Below are 22,415 nucleotides of genomic sequence, written 5' to 3'. Positions count from 1 at the left end.
CCGATCTTTAAGAGTAAAAATGCGCAATAAAAACAACTTCTAAACCTCTAGGAGATAGTGATACAATGTCAAATGGGGGGAGGTATGAACTATGGTTAATCAACGTATAAAGGAAATAACACTAATTACAATTGGTTCATTATTATTCGCAATTGGTATTAATTACTTTGCAATTCCAAACCGTTTATCAGAGGGTGGAATTATTGGTGTAACGGTTGTTACGTACTATTTATTTGATTGGTCGCCGGGAATTGTGAACTTTGCTATAAATGCAATCTTACTAGCTATTGGTTATAAATTTTTTGATAAAAAAACGATGGTTTATACAATTTTAGGGATTGTAGAAACATCCTTGTTTTTATATGTTACGGAACATATTGAGTATCATGTAAATAGTGATACGTTATTAGCGGCTCTATTCGCTGGCTTATTTGTCGGTGTCGGATTAGGCTGTATGTTCAAAGCTGGAGGTACATCAGGAGGATCGGCAATTTTAGCTCAGTTAGCAAATCAATATTTAGGGTGGAGCGTTGGTAAAGGCGTACTTATTATTGATATTGTTGTAATTGCAGGTTCAGTATTTATCATAGGACAAGAAAAAGCAATGTACACACTTGTTGCAGTATTTATCGGAGCGAAAGTGATTGATTTCATTGTAGAAGGAATGGATACAAAAACAGCTGTTACAATCATCTCAAATCAACCAGATTTAATACGTGAAACTATTACGAAAAACATGACACGCGGTGTCACTGTATTAGAAGGACGCGGCGGATATACTGGTAAAAATAAAGAAGTGTTATATGTTGTTATAAATAAACAAGAGCTTGTTAAGTTAAAGCAGGTTATTAGTCGAGTAGATGAAGATGCTTTCGTTGTTATTCATGATGTACGTGATGTACTTGGCGGTGGCTTTAAAGCGAGCTAAAAGGTGAACGAGTAAATTCGTTCACCTTTTTTTAATTCTTACAAAAATGTAAGTGTAATGTAATGAGATTCAATAGTAGATTTTATTCCTTCTTTTTAAAATGGATGTATATATATCCTGCAGAGGAGGAAGATTGATTATGAAGAAAAAAATGATCACTACTATAATAGCGATGATAGTGATAGTAGTAATGTTACTGCCTACGAAACTTGGACCAGTTATCGATAAATATAATCCACTTTATAAGACGAAAGAATACTATACGGTCGTGAATACAATTGGTCAGCATATTGGTGATGAGTGGTATGAATATGAATTTATTGCGTTTGACGAACGTGGAAGAGAACAAAAAATAAAGAAGACTGTTAAGCATATGTTAAAGAGAGATGAAGCGTTAAAGGTGTATGCAAAAGGACGCTATGGCGAGGCAATTGAAGAAATTGAAGCTGTAAATATTCCTATTAATGCGAAGAGTAAACTTTTAGCGATGAGATAGCGAATTATACCCCCACCTATTTTTTGTCGAAAATAAAAATACTAGGTAGGGGTATTTTGAAATGTGTAAGAAAGCCTTAGTCCATATGGACTAAGGCTTTCTTTATTATATAAAGGGGAAGGGGGTACATTGTAGTAGCATGAGTGAAAGGTATAAGAAGAGTAGCTACTAGCAATATAATTTGGTTATGTGAGTGTTCTTCTTATTTGGCTTGCTTTCTAACTTTATTGTACGAGATGTAGGTAAGAGAAACTATCGAATTACATTACACATAGCTTACAAACATGTAAGTCTTCTGTAATGTAATTCGATGGTTAAAAGATAGTGAATTTCATATAGTGTAATTAGAAAGTCTCACTGTATTACTTTCTGTTTGTAATATTAATGAAGAATGAAAAACCAACTACTTTTTAATAGCCCTCATCTGTATTTAGATGAGGCTCTTTTTATAAACCTTACAACATTGTAAGGTTTACGTAAGTTAATTCGATAGTAAATTTGTCATATTTTTTGCATAATAGATACAAATAGATAAAATAATTAGGGATGTAGTAAGAAGGGAGAAAACTGGGATGCGTAAAGAAGAAGTAGTGAAGTTTCCAATTAAAGATTTCTGTAGCTACTTTACTGTTGCCGTAGTATGTATTGGATTATTTGATATCATAACAAACTTAATTGTTAAATAATATAGATGATAAAACAAGAAGGGAGATCCTTTCTTGTTTTTTTTATGGGGGAATAAAGATGAAATGGATTGATAGTCATATACATGTTGACCAATATAAGGATGAAGAAAAAAGTAGATTACTTAAAGATGTGGAACATAGTAAAGAGATACAGGGGCTTATCGCGGTATCTATGAATTATCAATCATGTAAAGAAACTTTATCTTTAGCAAAGCGATATCCTTTTGTACATCCAGCAATAGGTTTTCATCCGGAGCAACCGATTCATAAAGAAGAATGTGAGCAAATTTATAAATTAATTGAAGAGCATGTAGAAGACATAGTTGCGATTGGTGAAGTAGGCTTACCGTATTATTTAAGAAAAGAAGATGAGCGCATTACTGTCAATTCATATATATCAGTGTTGCAACGGTTTGTTGAACTAGCTAGTAAATATGATTTACCAATTATATTGCATGCAGTGTATGAAGATGCTGATATTGTATGTGATTTACTGGAGAAATATAAAGTTTCACGTGTACACTTTCATTGGTTTAAAGGAAGTGAAACAACAATGAAACGGATGATGAGGAACGGTTATTATATTTCTATCACACCAGATGTTTTATATAAGGAGAAGATTAGAAAAGTTGTTTCGTATTATCCACTTGAATATATGATGGTAGAAACAGATGGGCCGTGGGAATTTCACGAGGACGTTATGATGCATCCGAGAATGATTCGAGAGGTATTAAAGGAAATTAGTGTTATAAAAAATATATCTGTTGATAAGGTTGCGAAAACGATATATGAAAATACGATTCAATTTTACCCCGTATTAACGAGCAGTAAGACTCCCACCTCAAAATTCGACTAATGCGGAGGAGTTAGGTGGGAAATCAACTGCCCGTAAAAACCCGATTGGTGAGGGCTGATAATCAGTGGGGGATGGACAAAACCCCCGCTGATTAAAGTTTCATTTTATTTGAAAGGATAGGAGAGTTACTCTTATCCTTTTTATTATGGATATTTTTTCTAATATTTTCTATAATTTATGATGTGTTTAATTTGATGAAGAAAGTAGGGGAAGAAAATGGGAATACGGTTGGAAACAGTTCTAATAAAGGGAAGATGGCAGAGAGTGATGGATGGGTTTACTATGCAGTAAATGGTAATAAAAATACAGGAGGCATTTATCGTACGAAAGATCAATTTCAGACTTCGGAACGTGTAGTGGAAGGTGTAAATGCTTCTTACATAAATATAAAAAACAAAGCTTTATATTTTATTCATACGGATGAAGATAAGAATGCGGGATTATCTTCTTTAATGAAGTATGATATAGCTAACAAAAAGCTAGACACTTTAAAAGCGGATACATATTATGTTTATATAAAAGACCAAACTTTATTTTATCCGAAAAAATATTCTGAGCATGGTGGTTTTGATATTGTAGGGATAGTAAAAATGGATTTGAAAACGGGGCAGGAAGAAGAAGCGGCATTTAAAAACTCAGGTTGGTCTCAAACGATAGACGATAGTATTTTACATTGGAATAAAAATCGTGGAACACAAGTGACAAAAGATAATAAAACTTGGTCAAAAGAAAATTATGCAACAATATCTAGTGCTACTTATAATAATGAAAAATTATATGCTGTTGTCGACTTTTCGTTACCTTTTGAAACAAATGAAGCTGAGCATGGCATATATGAAATAGACATTCAACAAAATAATGAAAAGCTATTAGTAAAGGATGCCTTGCAGATGAATGTGAAAGGGGATACCTTTTATTATTTAAAAAAGGATGGAGTATATAAGAAGAAAATGAATGGCGGAAATGAAAAAGTAATTTATAATAAAGCGGTTGAACCAACTAAATCCTATTTATATTTTGTAGCAGGAGATATGTATCTTTATACGGATAATGGAACTATTTTAAATCTAGATACAAAGAAATCAAATGAAGTAAAAGATAAGAAGCTAGTAGATGAGGTTATGTTACAGAAAGTATGGAATGCACAGAAGGAACTTACTAATATTCAAATGGCTGCACTAACAGGAAACCCAAAACGAGTAGGGGATTTTTCGTACGGGGAATTAGTGAATCCTGCTTATAATACGAAGGACACTTTAGAGGCCACGCTATCTACGTACTTCTCAAAACCATTTATAGCAGAGTATATGAAGAGTAAGTACCTTAAAGAATTAAATGGGAAAATGCACTATGTTATTGGAGATCCAGGATCAAAAGCAGCAACTAAATTCACAAAAATTATTTCTGCCGAGCTAAAGGTTGGAAAAATAAAAGCGCAGGTAGAAACGTATAATGACTATGATAATGTAACAGAAAAAGTAGAAGTTGAATTTATTTATGAAAATAATCAATGGGTTATTAATAATATGCCGCGTTTTGGTTTAAGTTAAAAAAACCACCAAGCAAGATGCTTGGTGGTTTTATTTTAGGATTCTAATTTTTTCGCACGTCTTAATAACAATAGAAAGACAATGATGAAGAAACCAAGTATAAGGAAGAATCCATATTGTTTTACATAGTCCATTACGTCGCTTGCACTTGTTGGTTTTTCAACGTGAATGCCGTCTTTATTAGTAGTAATATGAATATCTTGCATTTTTACTTCATTTGTTTCTTTTTGTAAATCAATCCATTCTATATTTGGAATGCTTTCTAGATCCTTTAATACTTCTTTTAATGGTTTCACACCTAAGTAAGGATGATAGAATGCACCAATAACTCCATCGGATAATTTAGCAACAGATACAGTACGTTCTTTCATCTTTGCAATAGCTTGTGGCTTATCTTCTTCAATAAAGCCAACTGTTTCAGGCATTAATTTCATCCCGTGTAAAAATGATGGGGTACTTGTATAGAATGGTGAGTGCATGGATTTCCAAGTTGTATCACTTAACTGTAGTTGTCCTACATAAGTTGAAAAGTACCTTGATAATATTTCATATCCTTTTTGAGACATCGTGTAATGAGGTGCTTCAAATGCGACAGGATATAGTTTGGCATCTACAAGTTCTTGAATACCTTTTTCAATATGATCAGTCGTATACTTTTCTTCAAACTCTTCCCCTTTTTTTACATATGCATTATATGCTTCGACATTAGGGAAGTCATCTTTTGTTTTTGGTTTTTCATGCTTCGGTTGACGAATTGGTTGATCTGTTTTTACGTCCCAAAATTCAAAACCTTCCCCAGTTTCACTATCATAAAATTGATGCGTATAACCATGCATAATAATTGCTGCACCATCATCTTGCATAGAGCGTAAAAGATCGACTAGTTCGGGTTTATCTTTTAAATGCAGTGTTTTACCTGTCTCGGGATCTGTATATACAGGAATAACAGTGATCATGTAAGGAATCTTTTTCTCTTTTAGTAATTCAGCAATTTCTTTTAATTGATTTATATCTGCGGCCGGATGAACGTCCTCAAGACGCAAATAAGCCTCTACTTTATTTGTCGTTGGCTTTTGTCCAAAGTAAGAAAATAACATTTCACCAACGTAATGAGACATCCAGTCAAAGAGGTGTGGCGTTGCCACGTAATAAGATGTTTCATGCTGAACGATTAGTGGGTTCTTGCTATTTGAACTTACAGCGTTAGCAAGAACAGTTCCATTTGTATCAAAAGATTGAATCAATCGTTCCTCTTCTAAAGTGTTTTTAAGCTTATGGCTTGGATATTCGATTTTATTAACTCGTATATCATCAGCCTTTAGGGTAATGAAAGAAAAGCGATTAGATAATTGTTCAACATTTTGTCCTAAAACTAATACTGGGCCTGAGAAATTTTCTAGAAGTTGCTTTGTTTCAATAGGAAACTCTTCTTTTTGTTCACCGATATAAACAATATGTGTATAAGAAGATGAATTAGTAATTTCATTAGCCTTTTTTAAACTTTTCGTAGTTATATCGTTTGTAAAATGTCCTAATTGAGTATTAAGGATTTGAATGTTATTTGTAATTTTATCGTCTTTTGTACTGTATAAAACAAGTACTTTTGGTTTTGATGATGTTTGTGCAGAGGTGTGGATAGGGATAAGTAGTAAAATGCTGAACAAGAGTATTATGCACTTTTTCATTTGGTCTGCTCCTATTCTATATGTAGAGTTCAGTTTACAATTATATACAAGAAATACGTTGTAGTCTATGAAAGTTACATTTTTGCACGTATTTACCAGCTGTTTTTTCACAAAATCGGTCTAAAGCATGATGATAATATATATAGTTATTTGCTATGATAAAAGGGTAAGAGAATGATAGAATGTGGGTAATTGTAAAGGGAAGAAGGCTGAAAGGGGACAAATTTCAGCGGAGAAAGAGGTAGTGGTAGTGAAGAAATTCTTTGTAGGATTTTTAGTTGTTCTTGGGGTGTACTTATATTTCCAAGGAAAGTCTGAAGGAATGGGCAAGTTAGTGAATGAGACAAGCTATGTTGACTCAGAAGAAGCAAAACAGGTGAAACAAATTATTATAGAGGAAGCAAAGAAAGTCAATCTTCCAGAATGGATACCTCTTACAATTGCCGAACATGAAAGTCGGTTAAATCCAAGAAGTGTTGGAGATAACGGAACTTCATTCGGATTGTTTCAATTGCACCGTGGCGGTGGGCTTGCACCAGATCATTTAACTGATGAAGAGTTGAAAGATCCGCGCGCAAATGCGCAAATTGCAATGCCGCATTTAATGAAAGGATATAAGCGCGGGGTGCAAAAAGGTTTGACGGATTTTGCATTACTAAAATATGTAGCAAATACATCTGGATGGCCAGGTAATCTGGGTCCAGAGTGGACGGATAATAACATGAAGTATAACATCGGATTAGAAGATGTGTACTATCGAAATAAAGGTGTAATCAAAGAGTAGGTTTTCTATACCTACTCTGTTTTTTTATGAATAATTGCATCTTTTTCGCTCGTGAAGTACGCCGCTAGTTGTATTTTTACCTCTTCTAGTTTTGTAGAAACTTGCGGTATTTTATATCCTACATATAACGGTGAAACGACGAACCTAGGAACAACTTTACAAATGATTTTTCCGTTTAAGTAATAGAAGAATAAGTTATAACTACTACATCCTTTATGGAAATCTTTCAGTATGTAACGTACAGTTTGCTGAATATAATTTGCCAGTTCATCTATGTATCCAATATCTGCAATAATGATATTAAATTCAGTAAAACCGATAATAGGACGATCTGAAATATTGAGTTCAATGCGTTCGTTTTTTTGTACAATGACTCCTCGGAAGTTGTCCGGTTCTACGTTACCGAGATAGTCTACATATTTCATTCCGATAATCTGCATGTGTGCATGATGCAAACTCCCGCCTGAGAATGGACCGTGATTTTTGTATAAAATCACAGATGTGAATTCTTCATTCTTCTGTAAGTTTAACCAATGTTGAATGGAGAAACGAATTAGCGATCTCATATGTTCTTCACAATTATCTGTTTCGATTAGCACCGTTTGAAATGTATCTTTTAATGTAGGAAATTTGTTTTTTAACCAAATAATTGAGCCCTCAGTTGCTAAAATATCCGTTAAGTTTTCTCTGTCACAAAAAGGACATGCAGCGCTTCTATTCCGAATGCTTTCTGGTTTTTGTTTGCCAATATCGTTTAAAAAGTATAGTTGTTGTGTATCCATTTGTATATATGCCCCTTTAAAATATGTGTAAAAATCCCGCTTAATACATTCGGGAAAAGGAGAAGGAAATCCTTTAAAAGGAATAGGAAAAATAAAAGACAAGATATCCTCATTACAACAGGGTACCTTGTCTTTTATTTTTTCTTTAATAATGTGTATGGATAATATAAAGCATTTTTATTATGTTTCTTTTTTCTATTTTTTATTGTGTATAAGGCAATTGCTGTACTTGCGATTACAATAATGGCTTTCTTCATATTCATTTACCCCTTTTTTATTGTTGGTTTAATTCTTGGCTAACTGCTTTTGCATCAACTAGAGCATGTAAAATCATTTTTACCATGTTCATCATATTCCTTCACTCCTTTTTATAGTTCATTTAGTTCTTTTACAACTGCTTGTCCGTTCACTAATACCTCAAAGATTGCTTTTACGATTTCTTTCATCATGATCGTTTCCTCCTTTTGTTTGGCTCTCTTGTTTACATCTTTATTGTATAGGGAGGCATCTTTTCGTACTATCGCTTTCCATTACGTGAACATAACAGTTTTGTAAGATTTGATGTCACTTATTGAAATGTTTAGTCTATCTTCATTATTTTCAGAAAAATGACTATTCAAACATGAAATGGGAAAGTATAATAAAGAAGTAAGTATTAAATTCCGTACGAAAGAGGTGAATGAGATGAAACGTTCTTTAGCTGCACGTGCCAAATTTTTAGATTATATCTATTTTTGTCGTGCGATTTTTCATGATGTAGTTGTTAACGGGGTACGTCTGTCCTTTTTTAACAATTGCATAGTAGCTATTGAACGATAGATATCTCTTCACCCATTTTTAATAAACGTGTGAAAAGGGAGCTATTTGGCTTCCTTTTTCTATGTCGAAAACCATGGGGAATGTTTCTTTCCCATGGTTTTTTATATTGAAAGGAGTACGGAAAATGACAATTTGTAGTGTGAATAATGTAACGAAATCTTTTGGTGGAAACATCATATTTGAAAATATATCGCTTGAAATAAAGAATGGTGAACGTGTTGGATTAGTTGGTCGTAACGGTAGTGGGAAGACAACAATCTTTCAGCTTCTAACTGGAATGGAAAGTTTGGATGCAGGAGCCATTCATATGAAGAAAGGTACACGTATTGGTCATGTGGCACAAATTCCGAAATTTGATGAGGGTATGACTGTATATGATGTATTGAGTTCCGCTTTTAAAACAGAAAAGGAATTAGAAAGAGAAATGCGTGCTTTAGAAAAAAATATGGCGGAAGAACGGGAACCATCTGCTTTACAAAAATTAATGGAGAGATACGGAGTAATCCAAGAAAAGTTTGCGTTTCTTGGTGGTTATGAAATAGAAGCGAACTTGATGAAGGTAGCAAATGGTCTACAGGTGACAGAACTATTTCCACGATCATTTTTGGAGTTAAGTGGTGGGGAACAAACAAAGGTAAGTCTTGCATACATGTTATTGCAGAAACCAGATTTACTTCTATTAGATGAACCAACCAATCATTTAGATTTATTCGCAGTAGAATGGCTAGAGCAATTTTTAAAAGAATACAATGGAACGGTTATGGTCATTTCACATGATCGCTATTTTCTTGATGAAGTTGTAACGAAGATTTTTGATTTAGAAGATGGAGAGATTCACGTGTATCATACGAACTATTCTCAGTTTGTTGAGGAAAAGGAAGAACGGTTGCTTCAGGAGTTTCAGGCTTATCAAGAACAGCAAAAGAAAATAAAGAAAATGAAAGAAGCAATTAAGCGACTACGTGAATGGGCAAATCAGGCGAATCCTCCGAATGAAGGATTGCATAAGAGAGCGAGAAGTATGGAACGTGCACTGGAACGTATAGAGAAACTAAAGAAACCTATTTTAGAACGAAAACAAATGGGACTTCAGTTTGAAGGGCAAGAGAGAAGTGGGAAAGATGTTGTTGTAATGAAAGAAGTGAGTAAAGGGTTTGCTGACCACCCTTTATTTAACGAAGCGAATTTACATGTTCGTTTTCAAGAGCGTGCGGCGATCGTTGGTCGTAATGGTACAGGAAAGACAACGCTACTAAAGTTATTATTAGAAGAAATAGAGCCAGACGTTGGAGAAATTCGGATTGGTAGTAGTGTGAAAATCGGTTATTTATCACAACATGCGTACGGAAATATGAAGAGTAATGTATTAGAGGCTTTCAGGGAATATGTAGCTGTAACAGAGGGAGAAGCGAGACATATATTAGCTAAGTTTTTATTTTATGGTCCAGCGGTGTTTAAGAAAGTAACGCAACTGAGCGGTGGAGAAAAAATGAGGTTAAGACTTGCGCAACTTATGTATCAAGATATCAATTTTTTAATTTTAGATGAGCCGACAAACCATCTCGACATTGAATCAAGGGAAGTTTTAGAGGAAGCTCTTGAGCAATATAATGGAACGATTTTAGCTGTTTCACATGATCGTTATTTTTTAAATAAGTTATTTGAAAAGACGTATTGGATTGATGAGCATAAATTATTTGAGTTTGCAGGGAACTACGCATGGGCTCGTCAAAAGTGGGAAGAAAAGCTCGAGAAACAAGTAATAAAGCAGCAACGCCAAGGAAGAAAAAGTATGGAAACAGCTCCTGTAAAAAAGAAAGAAGTTAGGAATGTTGAGGATATTGAAACGGAGTTAATGCATGTAGAAGAGGATATATATATGCTTGAGTGTAAGATGGAACATGTAGTTGATGTTGAAATGCTTGAACAATTGTATGAAGAAAAAACGAAGAAAGAGTTGTTACGAGCGGAGTTATATAATGAGTTAGAGAATATTGTGGAGTAAAAAGTAGAAAGCGAATCCTTTCAGCTTTGCTGAAAGGATTCGCTTTTTTTATACTGATATTTTACTTTAAGAGAAAAATAAAAATTGTGTTTCACGTGAAACAGTAAATTTGATACATCTTTGTTCTGTAATTTACATAGATTGTAAAACATAAATGATATTAGGGATTTTTTGGATCGGTTACTTATTTCCCGAGACATAAGTATGTGAAACGGCGGATCAGGATTGAAAATAAAAAAGCAGAGTTACAGCTTTACGCGCTGAACTCTGCTTTCTTTTTGTGTCGTATCTTCCCTTGTTGAAATGATAATGGCGATCCCGAGCATAATAAAAAAAGCTAAAAAGAGGACGAACTTTGGGAAGAATGGGAATAGTAATAGAGCCCCGACTATCATAATTGTTAATAATACGTAGTGCAGGACGTATTGGAATAGGTTGTCCATGTTTTCGCCCCCTTTTTGGTAATTGGTTATTAGTATTCTATGTTTCATACTGAACGAATAGAAGTGAATTTTTAATTTTTTAATACGAAATAAAAGAGAACGATTGACATGTTTAAAGGAAAGGAATAATCTTGAAATTAATTCATACTATTTTTATAGGAAAAATAAAGATAGTTACAGGGAGGAGGCCTATGTTCCTGCATCGATAAAAATTAGGAAGGTAAAGGTGAGAGGGCAATGAAAAATGCTTTTAAAGGAGCACTTGCTACATTTCTTAGTGTGTCAGTATTACTAGCCGGATGTGGTCAAGAGGAAGCAAGTACAAATGAAGCCGGGAACGTACTAAAAGTAAAAGATGAATTTATTAAGGCGAGCGACAAATCAAAAAGTCCTACAAAAGTAAATGAAAGAAAAGATATTTTTGTAGTTGGAATGCCGAGCCCTGGAGGGATATTCCTTCCGCACTTTATGGAGAATGGATGGGATGGTAATATAACGCAAGCTATCTTTGCGCCTCTCGTTGGACTGGATAAGGAAGGGAAACCAATTCCCATTTTGGCGAAGAAGTGGGATATTTCGGAGGATCAGCTTACATATACATTCCATTTGAAAGATGATTTGAAGTTTAGTGATGGTACACCGTTAACTGCGGAGGATGTAGCATTTACATTAACGTTATTACATGATCCAACTTATAGTGGTGCGACTGATATAAGCCAAACAGCAATAAAAGGTGGGCAAGCATATAAAGAAGGAAAAGCGAATTCTATTGAGGGAATTCAAGTCATTGATCCGAAAACAATTACGATTACGACTGAAAAGGTAAATGCTCAAACGCTATCATTAATCGGTGGAGAAGTTATATCTAAAGCGTATTACGGGAAAGAGTATAAACAAGGACACTTGGAGTATTTAAAAGAGTTGTATGGGAAGCCGGTGGGAGCAGGAGCTTATAAGTTAGATAAATATATTCCTGGTCAAGAGGTTCGATTTGTAGCAAATGAAAATTATTTTGAAGGAAAACCGAAGATTGAGCACTTTATTTATAAAATTACAAAGGGTGATACGAAGTTACAACAATTTCAAGCAGGAGAAGTAGATTATGATGGTTTTACGACAAACGTGGAGACCATTGAGCAATTAAAAGATTTAGGTTTTGCTAATATTAATGTGTATACAGGAAGCTCTTATGGCTACATTAAAATGAATTATAAGAAGCCATACTTTAAAGATAAACGTGTCCGCCAAGCATTTATTTACGGATTAGAGCGTCAAAAGGTTATTGATACGTATTTCCAAGGATATGCGTCACTCGTTAATGTACCGATTACGCCAGTTTCATGGGCGTATACAGAAGAGGGCATTAATAAATATGAGTATAATTTAGAGAAGGCGAAGAAATTACTGGATGAGGCTGGATGGAAAGCAGGTTCGGATGGAATTCGTGAAAAAGATGGACAAAAATTGAAAGTAAGTTATTTTGCCTCATCAGCAAGTAAAATAAATGATGTAATGATTCCTGTGATGAAAGAAGATTATAAAAAGTTGGGTGTAGAGTTTAACCCAGAATATATGGACTTTAATACGATGATTTCAAAAGTGATAAAAGGTGATTATGATTTAGCAATGGTATCTACGCCAATGATTGATGATCCGAGCGGAACGATTGAAGAGTTTGTTTCAACAAGTAAACGAAATTATGATGGATATTATAATCCGAAAGTAGATGAATTAGCTAAGCAAGCATTAGAAACGTTGGATATTGAAAAGCGAAAAGAAATTTATAAAAAGTTATATCAAGAGTTAAGTGAAGACCCGCCTGTAATCTTCTTGAATAATAGCAAAGTGGTGTCTGCACATCATGCACGAATTCAAGGATTACAAGAAGATAACTATAACGGTATTTTATTAAGTTTACCTAAATTAAAGATAGAATAATAATTTTTAAAAAATTCTCAAAATATTTATTTAGAAAGAATTGACAAAATATAACGGACGATATAAGCTAATAACCATAAAGTCTACCGGAAAGGTCGGAATAGGATTGCTACCCCTCAAAAACATCTATTTTTTACGATTAAAACCGACTTTTCCGATTGGCTATAAATGTGCTGTGGGAGGCATACATAAGCTAATAAGTTCGAAGGGTATAACTATTAAACAGTTAGGGTGGGGACAATGAAGAAAAAGACAAAAAAATGGGCTGGTGTATTTTCGGTATTACTGAGTAGTTCGCTTGTGTTATCTGCTTGTGGGGGACAGGAGGATACGGCTTCTACAGAACCGGTTAAACAGCAAGATTTAAAAAATATAAAAGTTGAAAAAATTGCGGCTACAGATAAGACGAAAGTACCTGATAAGGCAAAAAATAGAAAAGATACGTTTATTTCTGGTATCTCAAAGCCTGGGGGAGTTTTCTTACCTTACTTTCAAGAGAACGGCTGGGATGGCAATGTGACATCGGTTATTTTTGCTTCCCTTGTTACAACAGATAAACAAGGAAAACCTATACCAGATCTTGCTGAGAAGTGGGATGTTTCTTCAGACCAATTAACATATACATTTCATTTACGCAAAGACTTGAAATTTAGTGATGGATCGCCATTAACCGCTGACGATGTAGCATTTACATTATCACTTCTACATGATAAAGCGTATGAAGGCGGAGATGATATTTCACAATATGCAATTAAAGGTGGAAAGGAATATAAAGAAGGAAAAGCGACGTCTATTGAAGGAATTCAAGTTGTGGATCCACAAACAATTAAAATTACGACCGAAAAAGTTAACTCACAAGCGCTAATTGCTTTAGGTGGTCCAGTATTATCGAAAGCTTATTATGGAAAAGAGTATAAACAAAATACTAGTTTAGATTATTTAAAAGAGTTATATGGAAAACCGATAGCTGCGGGGCCATATAAGTTTGAAAAGTATATCCCAGGACAGGAAGTTCGTTTTATAGCAAATGAAAATTATTATGCAGGTAAACCAAAAATCCAAAACTTTATTTATAAGATTACTTCACCGGATACAAAATTCCAATTATTCCAAACAGGTGAGATAGATTATACAGGAGTAGGCTACGGGGATGAAATTTTAGAACAAGTGAAGAGTTTGCAGTTTGCAAATGTTGAAATAGAGACAGCTGCTTCATTTAGTTATATAAGAATGAATAGTAAAAAACCGTATTTAAAAGATAAGAAAGTTCGTCAAGCTCTTATTTATGGATTGGATCGTAAAAAATATGTAGATACAGCTTTGAAAGGATACGGTACGGTAGCAAATGTTCCAATTCATCCAACATCTTGGGCTTATACAGAAGAGGGCATTAATAAGTACGAATATAACTTAGATAAGGCGAAGAAATTATTAGATGAAGCTGGATGGAAAGCTGGTTCAGACGGAATTCGTGAAAAAGATGGTCAAAAACTTAAATTAACGTATTATGGTGCAAGCTCAGCAAAAGAAGGTGATTTATTTATTCCGATAGCAAAAGAGAACTATAAAGAATTAGGTGTTGAGTTCAATCCTGAATTTATGGATTTTAATACGATGCTATCAAAAGTGAAAAAAGGCGATTATGATTTAGCTTCTGTTGCAACACCAATTACAACAGATCCAAGTGAAACTGTAAGTGGTTACTCCTCGGAAGGTGATGATAATACCCTAGGTTATAAAAACGAAAAAGTAGATGCATTAATTAAAAAAGGAATTGAAACTGTAGATATTGAGAAACGTAAACCGATTTACAAAGAACTGTACAAAGAACTAAGTGAGGATCCGCCAGTAATTTTATTAAATTATCGTAGAATCATCACAGCTTACAATGGAAACATTAAAGGAATTGATCCTGAGAAGTATGACAGTATTAGTTCGAACTCGCCAGTATTATCTATTGAAAAATAACGAGAAGAATGTATAAGTAGAAGACATTTTTTCATTCGGCTAGTAATATGCTGATTCGAAAAAATGTTCTTCTATTTTAAGCATAAGATTGGAGAGAAAAAGGGTGAAAACGTATATCATTCGTAGGTTGTTACAAATGATTCCTACACTTTTGGGAACGTCAGTTGTTATTTTTTTCCTGTTTGCACTTCTTCCAGGGGATTATATTGATTCGAATCCTAAGATTACACCGCAAAGGGCGGCAGAGCTTCGGGAATTGTATGGATTAAATAAGCCAATTGTTGAGCGCTATTTTCATTGGTTAGGTAATGCGTTACAAGGAGACTTTGGTTTTTCGCTTCAATATCAAGAACCTGTAACATCATTATTAAATAAATTTATTTGGAACTCTTTTAGTGTAGCAATTATTGCATTGTTTTTTATTTGGTTAATTGCACTTATTATCGGTGTATTTTCAGCGACAAAACAACATTCTTTATTCGATAAGCTTGTAACAATTGGTATCTTTGCAGCAATGTCATTTCCTTCATTTTTTATAGGTCTGTTTCTAATTAAGGTGTTCGCAGTTGATCTTAAGTTATTGCCAATAGGTGGAATGATTGATGTTGGTAGTAATTCAACCGGATTCGCTTATGTGATAGAAGTTGCAAAGCATATGGTTTTACCGGTATTTATTTTGACTCTTCTTGGTGTGGGCTCATTAACTCGTTATTTTAGAACGAGTATGTTAGAGGTTGTAAGACAAGATTACATACGAACAGCACGAGCAAAAGGGTTAAAAGAGAAGACTGTTATTTATAAGCATGCATTAAAAAATGCCATTTTACCGGCTATTACATTGCTTGCGTTTGAGTTACCTGGATTGTTTTCTGGGGCAATTATTATTGAACAAATTTTTAACTGGCCAGGGATTGGTGGTATTCAATTAGAAGCACTAAATTTCCGTGATTATACAGTATTGATGGCATTTACGATGTTTCTTTCTTGTTTAACAATCGTTTCAAATTTTTTCGCAGATATCGTATATGCAGTTGTTGATCCACGAATTCGGTTGAAGTAAGGGGGGAACGAGATGGAAACTGTTACAGCGATTACAGAGAAGAAAGAAAAAAAGAGAAGAAAAAATGAATCATCACCATGGCGACAAGCTATTAAACGGATAAAGAGAAATAAGATGGCACTCGTAGGATTGTATGCATTAATTTTTATGTTTTTATTTTGTTTTATCGGTCCATTCTTTTCGCCATATGCATCAGGGAAAATACAAGTTGCGTTAATTAACAAACCACCTAGTTTTTCTCATTGGCTCGGTACAGATCAATTAGGAAGAGATATTTTAACGAGACTTATGCAAGCGGGACGAATTTCATTAACAATTGGCCTAGCTTCAATGGTTCTATCAGTAATACTAGGAGCTGTATTAGGGGCTATTGCAGGATTTTATCGTGGCATCGTTGATAATATTATTATGCGTCTTGCAGATATTTTAATGTCGATGCCAGGATTACCGTTACTTATTATAATGGGGGCGATTTTATCAGAGTGGAAAGTACCGTCTGATTATCGTCTGTATGTCATTATGATTATTTTAAGTTTAGTAGGTTGGCCGGGGCTTGCACGTCTTGTAAGAGGTCAAATTTTATCGCTTAGAGAGCAAGCGTTTATGCAAGCTGCTGATGTGCTAGGAATAAAAGATTACCGAAAAATTATCTATCACTTAATTCCTAATGTTTTACCGATATTAATTGTTGTATCCACATTAGGCGTTGCAGGTTCTATTTTAGGGGAATCCGCACTAAGTTACTTAGGTCTCGGCGTCGTTCCACCTACACCATCATGGGGGAATATGATTAGTGCAGCTAACTCGTTAATTGATTTCCAAAAGCGTCCTTGGTTATGGATTCCGCCTGGTTTTGCAATTTTTATAACAGTTGTATCCATTAATTTACTTGGTGATGCACTTCGTGATGCGTTAGATCCAAAGATGAGACGGTAGGTGAGAAGGTATGAGTAAAGCGGTAGTGGAGCTGAAAGACTTACAAACACACTTTCAGACAGAAGAAGGAACAGTAAAGGCTGTGAATCATGTTAGTTTTACAGTTCGAGAAGGTGAAACGGTTTGTGTTGTAGGCGAATCGGGTTGCGGGAAAAGTGTAACAGCTTTATCTATTATGGGACTTATTGCTGAATCAGGCAGTGTAGTAGGTGGAGATATCTTATATGAAGGAAAAAGTCTTTTAGGAATGAAAGAGAAAGAGCTTCGTAGTTTACGAGGAAATGATATTGCGATGATTTTCCAAGAACCGATGACATCGCTAAATCCTGTCTTCACTGTAGGTGAACAAATTGTAGAGACGTTAAGAGAGCATGAATTACTTAGCAAAAATGAAGCGTATAAGAAGGCGATTGAGTTAATTCGTAAAGTTGGTATAGCTCGTGCGGATGAAATCGTCCATTCTTATCCGCACGAACTGAGTGGTGGCATGTTACAACGTATTATGATTGCTGTTGCACTTAGTTGTAATCCGAAGTTATTAATTGCGGATGAACCGACAACGGCTCTTGATGTTACGATTCAAGCCCAAATATTAGACTTATTAAGACAAGTAAAAGAAGAATTTAAAACATCCATTTTATTAATTACACATGATTTAGGTGTTGTAGCTGAGATGGCTGATTACGTTGTCGTTATGTATGGCGGGAAAGTTATTGAAGAGGCACCAGTACTAGAAATATTCCAAAATCCGAAACACCCGTATACGAAAGGGTTGTTGAAATCAAAACCGGTGATGGGAAAACGAATAGATAAATTATATTCTATTCCAGGGCAAGTTCCTAATTTAGTTGGTTTGGATGAATTCTGCTACTTCAGCGGTCGTTGTGAGCATTGTATGGAAATATGTAAAGAAGAAGCGCCAAATCTGAATGTACATGATGAGAATCATAAAGTAGCTTGCTGGTTATATGAGGAGCGTGCGGGACAATGAGTGAACCATTATTAGAAGTAAAAAACTTAAAAACATATTTCCCAATTAAAGGCGGCATATTTAGTAGAACGATTGGACATGTGAAAGCAGTTGATGGAGTAAGTTTTACTATTAATAAAGGCGAAGTGTTCGGTCTCGTTGGTGAATCAGGAAGCGGAAAAACGACGATAGGAAAAACAATTTTACGTCTCGTTCAAAAAACGGAGGGAGAAGTGAAGTTTAAAGGACACGATGTTCATTCTCTATCAAAAGAGGAATTGAGAAAACATCGTCCTAATATGCAGCTTGTGTTTCAAGATCCATTTAGCTCATTAAATCCGAGAATGAGAATTGGAGAAGCACTTGGCGAGCCGATGTTGGCTCACGGACTAGCGACGAAAGAAAATGTTCGTGAAAAAGTGACAGAAGTATTAGAGTTATGTGGCTTAGCCCCATATCATATTGACCGGTATCCTCATGAGTTTTCTGGTGGACAACGTCAGCGTATCGTTATCGCAAGAGCTATGGTATTAAATCCGGAATTTATAGTAGCTGACGAACCTGTGGCAGCACTAGATGTATCTATTCAAGCACAGATCATTAATTTATTTAGTGAGTTACAGGAGAAAAAGGGACTATCTTATTTGTTCATTTCACATGATTTAAGCGTAGTAGAGCACTTATGTACGAAAATTGGAATTATGTATTTAGGAACGATTGTGGAAACAGCGCCGCGTGATGAGTTATTTACGAACCCACTGCATCCGTATACAAAAGCATTGTTATCAGCTGTGCCAATACCAGATCCAACAGTGAAGCGAGAGCGGATTATACTAGAGGGTGATATTCCAAGTCCAGCAAATCCACCTTCGGGTTGTCGCTTTCATACACGTTGCCCGTTTGCAACAGATATTTGTAAACAAACGGTACCAGAATTCCGTAATGTTGGTGAAGAGCATTTTGTTGCTTGTCATCATGTATAAAAGAAAAGGGCCCTTTCAAATTGAAAGAGTCCTTTTTTTATTTACTAGATGAAGTTTGTTTCAATACAAATTTCTCGATTGCGTGAGCAACACCATGCTCATTATTTGTTAATGTTACGACATCACATAGTTTTTTTACATCTTCTTCAGCATTTCCCATTGCAACTGATAAGCCAGCTACTTGTAACATTGGCACATCATTAAAGTTGTCTCCGATCGCAATAGTATCCTCAATTGGTATATTGAAATAAGCAGCCATTTCTTGTAGACCGTTCCCTTTATGACCATGCTTATCCATAATTTCTACATTAGTAGGAGCTGATGCCGTAACTGAAATATCAGTGTCTTCTTGTAACATGCTTAATAGCTGTGCACGATGCGCTGCATTAAATGTCAAAATGAAGAATTTAGATATTTCTAATTCTGGATTATTTACAACATCTTCGATTTTTTGGAAATCAGTAATTAAGTTTGATTTCTTTTGTTTTTCTGTAATTCTTTCAAGTTCTTCAAGTGTAACATCTAGTGCATGCTTGTTTTCTTCGAACGCTTGCATGACTTGATCTTGCCATGTATATGGAGAATAAACTCCTTTATTCGTATATAGCTTATAAGGAAAACCTTCAGATTCTAGTAATTTTGCAAGCTTGTATACTTTATCGTTTTGTAAACAACGCGAGTTAATTACTTTTCCATCCACATAAACAATTGCCCCATTGCTCGCTCCAACTGGAAGAGATAGTTTATATTCTTCCAATAATTTTAAAGCATCCTCTTTTGCACGACCAGAACAAATCATGACTATATGACCAGCCTCTTTTGCAGTTTGGATAGCTTGTAAGTTCTCTTTGGAGATTTCAAGATTAGATGATAGTAGCGTACCATCCATATCTAATGCGATTAATTTCAAAATGACCACCTCTTTGCTTTTATTATACATAGTTATATAGAGGAAACATATAAACTTATCTTGGAAAGATCGTATTTTATCTTGCGTGAACCGTCAGTAAAAATTTGATAGGCGCCATCTTATTACTTTGAATATGCACTTTAATTTGTAATAAAAATAGAGGTAGGTATGAGGGTGTTTCGTTATATGACTGTAATATTACAATAACATTACAAACGCCAACTTAGTAGAAAGTGCATTAAAACAAGGTTTTTAAGGGTGTTTATAAAAAAACGTAAAAAAAGTGTAATAAAATTTACGTAATTATATTGCAACGTAACAATAGTTATGTTACATTAATGTTACAAACGTTACGTTAATAACTTTAATGTAACGCTAACATAAAAACTATGAAATAAACATTTCTTAGAAATTACATATAGATAACTTATTAAAAAGGAGGATACATAAAATGAAAGAGCAAGTATTACAAGTAACAAAAGGTGACTTCGTAGGATCAGCAAGTGGAGCAGTAGTATTAACAGCATTAATCGTATTTCTATCAAGCGTATTAGTATAATAGAAGTTTTGTAATAAAAGAAAAAGAGAGGAGAATGCAAAATGAAAGAGCAAGTATTACAAGTAACAAAAGGTGACTTCGTAGGATCAGCAAGTGGAGCAGTAGTATTAACAGCATTAATCGTATTTCTATCAAGCGTATTAGTATAATAGAAGTTTTGTAACAAAAGAAAAAAGAGAGGAGAATGAAAGATATGAAAGAGCAAGTATTACAAGTAACAAAAGGTGACTTCGTAGGATCGGCAAGTGGAGCAGTAGTATTAACGGCATTAATCGTATTTCTATCAAGCGTATTAGTATAATAGAAGTTTTGTAACAAAAGAAAAAAGAGAGGAGAATGAAAGATATGAAAGAGCAAGTATTACAAGTAACAAAAGGTGACTTCGTAGGATCAGCAAGTGGAGCAGTAGTATTAACGGCATTAATCGTATTTCTATCAAGTGTATTAGTATAATAGAAGTTTTAAATCATACAAAATGAAAGGAGAATGAGGAATATGAACAGTGAACAAGTGTTACAAGTAACAAAAACAGATTTATTAGGATCATTAGGTGGAGCGGTAGTATTAACATCATTTATTTTATTCCTTGCAAATGTATTAGTATGAGACATATAAATACAATCATTCAAAAAAAATAAAGACTCTAGCATATTAGTAAGTAGTTAATATGTTGGGGTCTTTTTTGTTTTCCTCTCATATATATCTTCAAGTATTAATATTCCCTCCGTCATGTAAAGAGAAAAAAGTCGAATTTTATATGTAAGAAAAAAAGAGGAATTTGACAGAAAAGATAGAAAATTTTAAAGGTCAGAATTTGTTAGCTTGCTAACTAATTTCTATTAATTGATGTTGGAAGCGTTTTCGGTTGGTTTTAAGTATGGACCATTTAATCTATTTACAGGGGGATGAGGATTTTATGAAACAAAAATCTATAGATACGCTAGCTGCACAAATGGAGGACTTTTTTCCGGTACGTGATGTAGATCATTTGGAATTTTACGTAGGAAATGCAAAGCAATCAAGTTATTACCTTGCGAGAGCATTCGGTTTCAAAATTGTGGCTTACTCTGGATTAGAAACTGGTAACCGTGAAAAGGTATCTTATGTTCTTGTGCAAAAAAATATGCGTTTTGTTGTGTCTGGAGCTTTAAGTAGCGATAATCGTATCGCAGAATTTGTAAAGACACATGGTGATGGTGTAAAAGATGTTGCTTTACTTGTTGACGATGTTGACAAAGCATACTCGGAAGCTGTGAAACGTGGTGCCGTCGCGATTGCTCCACCTGTGGAATTAACAGACGAGAACGGTACATTGAAAAAAGCAGTTATTGGTACGTATGGTGATACAATTCACACGCTTGTAGAGCGTAAAAATTATAAAGGAACATTTATGCCAGGATTCCAACAGGTGGAGTTTAATATTCCGTTTGAAGAGTCAGGTTTAATTGCTGTAGACCACGTAGTTGGTAATGTTGAGAAAATGGAAGAATGGGTTAGCTATTATGAGAATGTTATGGGCTTTAAACAAATGATTCATTTTGATGATGACGATATTAGTACAGAGTATTCAGCATTAATGTCGAAAGTTATGACAAATGGAAGTCGTATTAAGTTCCCTATTAACGAGCCAGCAGATGGCAAGAGAAAATCGCAAATTCAAGAATATCTAGAATTCTATAATGGAGCAGGTGTACAACATCTTGCTTTATTAACAAGCGATATCGTTAAAACAGTGGAAGCACTTCGTGAAAATGGCGTGGAGTTTTTAGATACACCTGATACTTATTATGATGAGTTAAGTGCGCGAGTTGGGAAAATTGATGAAGAAATTGATAGGTTAAAAGAATTAAAGATTTTAGTAGATCGCGATGAGGAAGGATACTTACTACAAATTTTTACGAAACCAATTGTAGATCGTCCAACTTTATTTATTGAAATTATTCAACGTAAAGGTTCTCGCGGATTTGGAGAAGGGAACTTTAAAGCATTATTTGAATCAATTGAAAGAGAACAGGAACGTCGCGGAAACTTATAAGATTTGTATCCACCAGCAAAAG

Annotated in this window: 23 protein-coding genes and 1 pseudogene; 19 read left to right on the top strand and 5 right to left on the bottom strand. The window is 34.6% G+C overall.

The genetic code is table 11. The features are described from left to right. Positions 1 to 91 precede the first annotated feature (91 nt). The 4 genes and pseudogenes from MNO09_RS29775 to MNO09_RS29760 form a co-directional block, all read left to right on the top strand. Positions 92 to 928: a YitT family protein gene (locus MNO09_RS29775; RefSeq protein WP_000248056.1), complete on the top strand. Its 837-nt coding sequence runs from the start codon at positions 92 to 94 to the stop codon at positions 926 to 928. Between the two features lie 139 nt (positions 929 to 1,067). After that, complete coding sequence (locus MNO09_RS29770) at positions 1,068 to 1,424, top strand: YxeA family protein (protein WP_000728427.1); 357 nt, start codon at positions 1,068 to 1,070, stop codon at positions 1,422 to 1,424. Positions 1,425 to 2,168: 744 nt separating this feature from the next. Continuing rightward, a complete protein-coding gene (locus MNO09_RS29765; protein ID WP_088106809.1) occupies positions 2,169 to 2,966 on the top strand; it encodes a TatD family hydrolase in 798 nt (265 codons plus the stop codon). Between the two features lie 200 nt (positions 2,967 to 3,166). Further along, positions 3,167 to 4,516: pseudogene (locus tag MNO09_RS29760) on the top strand (DL-endopeptidase inhibitor IseA family protein); the annotation flags it as partial. A 35-nt stretch (positions 4,517 to 4,551) separates the two neighbouring features. Here the strand turns inward: MNO09_RS29760 and MNO09_RS29755 are convergent. Continuing rightward, on the bottom strand, positions 4,552 to 6,201 hold the full coding sequence (locus tag MNO09_RS29755) for a DUF2334 domain-containing protein (protein ID WP_088106810.1): 1,650 nt from the start codon (positions 6,199 to 6,201) through the stop codon (positions 4,552 to 4,554). A gap of 250 nt (positions 6,202 to 6,451) precedes the next feature. Here MNO09_RS29755 and MNO09_RS29750 point away from each other — a divergent pair, with 250 nt between their 5' ends. Further along, entirely contained in the window at positions 6,452 to 6,985 is a 534-nt protein-coding gene (locus tag MNO09_RS29750) for a transglycosylase SLT domain-containing protein (protein WP_033657844.1), read from the top strand. Positions 6,986 to 6,996: 11 nt separating this feature from the next. Here the strand turns inward: MNO09_RS29750 and MNO09_RS29745 are convergent, their stop codons facing one another. Both MNO09_RS29745 and MNO09_RS29740 read right to left on the bottom strand, forming a co-directional pair. Continuing rightward, positions 6,997 to 7,767 (bottom strand): DUF4931 domain-containing protein, encoded by a 771-nt coding sequence (locus MNO09_RS29745; RefSeq protein ID WP_241950079.1) that lies wholly within the window; start codon positions 7,765 to 7,767, stop codon positions 6,997 to 6,999. 134 nt (positions 7,768 to 7,901) lie between these two features. After that, complete coding sequence (locus MNO09_RS29740) at positions 7,902 to 8,030, bottom strand: hypothetical protein (protein WP_002096919.1); 129 nt, start codon at positions 8,028 to 8,030, stop codon at positions 7,902 to 7,904. A gap of 421 nt (positions 8,031 to 8,451) precedes the next feature. Here MNO09_RS29740 and MNO09_RS29735 point away from each other — a divergent pair, with 421 nt between their 5' ends. Together MNO09_RS29735 and abc-f are read left to right on the top strand one after the other, a co-directional pair. After that, positions 8,452 to 8,586, top strand: coding sequence for an RAxF-45 family protein (locus MNO09_RS29735; RefSeq protein ID WP_282914464.1), 135 nt, complete (start codon positions 8,452 to 8,454; stop codon positions 8,584 to 8,586). Between the two features lie 124 nt (positions 8,587 to 8,710). Further along, complete coding sequence (gene abc-f / locus MNO09_RS29730) at positions 8,711 to 10,591, top strand: ribosomal protection-like ABC-F family protein (RefSeq protein ID WP_088106812.1); 1,881 nt, start codon at positions 8,711 to 8,713, stop codon at positions 10,589 to 10,591. A gap of 245 nt (positions 10,592 to 10,836) precedes the next feature. Here the strand turns inward: abc-f and MNO09_RS29725 are convergent, their stop codons facing one another. Then, the gene (locus MNO09_RS29725) at positions 10,837 to 11,034 is read right to left on the bottom strand and encodes a hypothetical protein (protein WP_000369259.1); all 198 of its coding nucleotides are present in this window, start codon (positions 11,032 to 11,034) and stop codon (positions 10,837 to 10,839) included. Between the two features lie 237 nt (positions 11,035 to 11,271). Between MNO09_RS29725 and MNO09_RS29720 the strand changes: the two genes are divergently transcribed. The 6 genes from MNO09_RS29720 to MNO09_RS29695 all read left to right on the top strand — a co-directional run bounded on the left by MNO09_RS29720 (position 11,272) and on the right by MNO09_RS29695 (position 18,889). After that, the gene (locus MNO09_RS29720) at positions 11,272 to 12,972 is read left to right on the top strand and encodes an ABC transporter substrate-binding protein (protein WP_088106813.1); all 1,701 of its coding nucleotides are present in this window, start codon (positions 11,272 to 11,274) and stop codon (positions 12,970 to 12,972) included. A gap of 240 nt (positions 12,973 to 13,212) precedes the next feature. Further along, positions 13,213 to 14,940: an ABC transporter substrate-binding protein gene (locus MNO09_RS29715; protein ID WP_048563008.1), complete on the top strand. Its 1,728-nt coding sequence runs from the start codon at positions 13,213 to 13,215 to the stop codon at positions 14,938 to 14,940. A 103-nt stretch (positions 14,941 to 15,043) separates the two neighbouring features. Then, a complete protein-coding gene (locus MNO09_RS29710; protein WP_000860699.1) occupies positions 15,044 to 16,000 on the top strand; it encodes an ABC transporter permease in 957 nt (318 codons plus the stop codon). Positions 16,001 to 16,012: 12 nt separating this feature from the next. Further along, positions 16,013 to 16,936: an oligopeptide ABC transporter permease gene (gene opp4C, locus MNO09_RS29705; protein WP_000451061.1), complete on the top strand. Its 924-nt coding sequence runs from the start codon at positions 16,013 to 16,015 to the stop codon at positions 16,934 to 16,936. 10 nt (positions 16,937 to 16,946) lie between these two features. Continuing rightward, on the top strand, positions 16,947 to 17,927 hold the full coding sequence (locus MNO09_RS29700) for an ABC transporter ATP-binding protein (protein ID WP_000030797.1): 981 nt from the start codon (positions 16,947 to 16,949) through the stop codon (positions 17,925 to 17,927). Continuing rightward, positions 17,924 to 18,889 (top strand): ABC transporter ATP-binding protein, encoded by a 966-nt coding sequence (locus MNO09_RS29695; protein WP_001294493.1) that lies wholly within the window; start codon positions 17,924 to 17,926, stop codon positions 18,887 to 18,889. The genes MNO09_RS29700 and MNO09_RS29695 overlap by 4 nt, the downstream gene beginning before the upstream one ends. A gap of 37 nt (positions 18,890 to 18,926) precedes the next feature. Here MNO09_RS29695 and MNO09_RS29690 read toward each other — a convergent pair whose 3' ends face one another. Continuing rightward, positions 18,927 to 19,799: a Cof-type HAD-IIB family hydrolase gene (locus MNO09_RS29690; RefSeq protein ID WP_000766409.1), complete on the bottom strand. Its 873-nt coding sequence runs from the start codon at positions 19,797 to 19,799 to the stop codon at positions 18,927 to 18,929. A gap of 451 nt (positions 19,800 to 20,250) precedes the next feature. Between MNO09_RS29690 and MNO09_RS29685 the strand changes: the two genes are divergently transcribed. From MNO09_RS29685 to hppD, 6 genes are all read left to right on the top strand, one after another. Next, positions 20,251 to 20,358 (top strand): DUF3948 family protein, encoded by a 108-nt coding sequence (locus tag MNO09_RS29685; protein WP_000664237.1) that lies wholly within the window; start codon positions 20,251 to 20,253, stop codon positions 20,356 to 20,358. Between the two features lie 41 nt (positions 20,359 to 20,399). Then, positions 20,400 to 20,507: a DUF3948 family protein gene (locus MNO09_RS29680; RefSeq protein WP_000664237.1), complete on the top strand. Its 108-nt coding sequence runs from the start codon at positions 20,400 to 20,402 to the stop codon at positions 20,505 to 20,507. Positions 20,508 to 20,542: 35 nt separating this feature from the next. Then, on the top strand, positions 20,543 to 20,659 hold the full coding sequence (locus MNO09_RS29675; RefSeq protein WP_000654250.1) for a DUF3948 family protein: 117 nt from the start codon (positions 20,543 to 20,545) through the stop codon (positions 20,657 to 20,659). A gap of 35 nt (positions 20,660 to 20,694) precedes the next feature. Continuing rightward, complete coding sequence (locus MNO09_RS29670; RefSeq protein WP_000654250.1) at positions 20,695 to 20,811, top strand: DUF3948 family protein; 117 nt, start codon at positions 20,695 to 20,697, stop codon at positions 20,809 to 20,811. 42 nt (positions 20,812 to 20,853) lie between these two features. Continuing rightward, positions 20,854 to 20,964: a DUF3948 family protein gene (locus MNO09_RS29665; RefSeq protein WP_001083700.1), complete on the top strand. Its 111-nt coding sequence runs from the start codon at positions 20,854 to 20,856 to the stop codon at positions 20,962 to 20,964. A 310-nt stretch (positions 20,965 to 21,274) separates the two neighbouring features. Further along, entirely contained in the window at positions 21,275 to 22,393 is a 1,119-nt protein-coding gene (gene hppD / locus MNO09_RS29660; RefSeq protein WP_088106814.1) for a 4-hydroxyphenylpyruvate dioxygenase, read from the top strand. Positions 22,394 to 22,415: the final 22 nt, after the last annotated feature.

This window comes from Bacillus sp. N5-665 (genome assembly GCF_022637375.2).
Lineage (GTDB): Bacteria > Bacillota > Bacilli > Bacillales > Bacillaceae_G > Bacillus_A > Bacillus_A wiedmannii.
Note: the sequence above shows the minus strand (reverse complement) of the source record. Positions and strands in the feature narration are given on the sequence as shown.

Bases quoted from the DNA above. Each gene is read 5' to 3' on its own strand.
- MNO09_RS29775 (WP_000248056.1), top strand. From the start codon at position 92: ATGGTTAATCAACGTATAAAGGAAATAACACTAATTACAATTGGTTCA.
- MNO09_RS29770 (WP_000728427.1), top strand. From the start codon at position 1,068: ATGAAGAAAAAAATGATCACTACTATAATAGCGATGATAGTGATAGTA.
- MNO09_RS29765 (WP_088106809.1), top strand. From the start codon at position 2,169: ATGAAATGGATTGATAGTCATATACATGTTGACCAATATAAGGATGAA.
- MNO09_RS29755 (WP_088106810.1), bottom strand. From the start codon at position 6,201: ATGAAAAAGTGCATAATACTCTTGTTCAGCATTTTACTACTTATCCCT.
- MNO09_RS29745 (WP_241950079.1), bottom strand. From the start codon at position 7,767: ATGGATACACAACAACTATACTTTTTAAACGATATTGGCAAACAAAAA.
- MNO09_RS29740 (WP_002096919.1), bottom strand. From the start codon at position 8,030: ATGAATATGAAGAAAGCCATTATTGTAATCGCAAGTACAGCAATTGCC.
- MNO09_RS29735 (WP_282914464.1), top strand. From the start codon at position 8,452: ATGAAACGTTCTTTAGCTGCACGTGCCAAATTTTTAGATTATATCTAT.
- abc-f (WP_088106812.1), top strand. From the start codon at position 8,711: ATGACAATTTGTAGTGTGAATAATGTAACGAAATCTTTTGGTGGAAAC.
- MNO09_RS29725 (WP_000369259.1), bottom strand. From the start codon at position 11,034: ATGGACAACCTATTCCAATACGTCCTGCACTACGTATTATTAACAATT.
- MNO09_RS29720 (WP_088106813.1), top strand. From the start codon at position 11,272: ATGAAAAATGCTTTTAAAGGAGCACTTGCTACATTTCTTAGTGTGTCA.
- MNO09_RS29715 (WP_048563008.1), top strand. From the start codon at position 13,213: ATGAAGAAAAAGACAAAAAAATGGGCTGGTGTATTTTCGGTATTACTG.
- opp4C (WP_000451061.1), top strand. From the start codon at position 16,013: ATGGAAACTGTTACAGCGATTACAGAGAAGAAAGAAAAAAAGAGAAGA.
- MNO09_RS29700 (WP_000030797.1), top strand. From the start codon at position 16,947: ATGAGTAAAGCGGTAGTGGAGCTGAAAGACTTACAAACACACTTTCAG.
- MNO09_RS29695 (WP_001294493.1), top strand. From the start codon at position 17,924: ATGAGTGAACCATTATTAGAAGTAAAAAACTTAAAAACATATTTCCCA.
- MNO09_RS29685 (WP_000664237.1), top strand. From the start codon at position 20,251: ATGAAAGAGCAAGTATTACAAGTAACAAAAGGTGACTTCGTAGGATCA.
- MNO09_RS29680 (WP_000664237.1), top strand. From the start codon at position 20,400: ATGAAAGAGCAAGTATTACAAGTAACAAAAGGTGACTTCGTAGGATCA.
- MNO09_RS29675 (WP_000654250.1), top strand. From the start codon at position 20,543: ATGAAAGATATGAAAGAGCAAGTATTACAAGTAACAAAAGGTGACTTC.
- MNO09_RS29670 (WP_000654250.1), top strand. From the start codon at position 20,695: ATGAAAGATATGAAAGAGCAAGTATTACAAGTAACAAAAGGTGACTTC.
- MNO09_RS29665 (WP_001083700.1), top strand. From the start codon at position 20,854: ATGAACAGTGAACAAGTGTTACAAGTAACAAAAACAGATTTATTAGGA.
- hppD (WP_088106814.1), top strand. From the start codon at position 21,275: ATGAAACAAAAATCTATAGATACGCTAGCTGCACAAATGGAGGACTTT.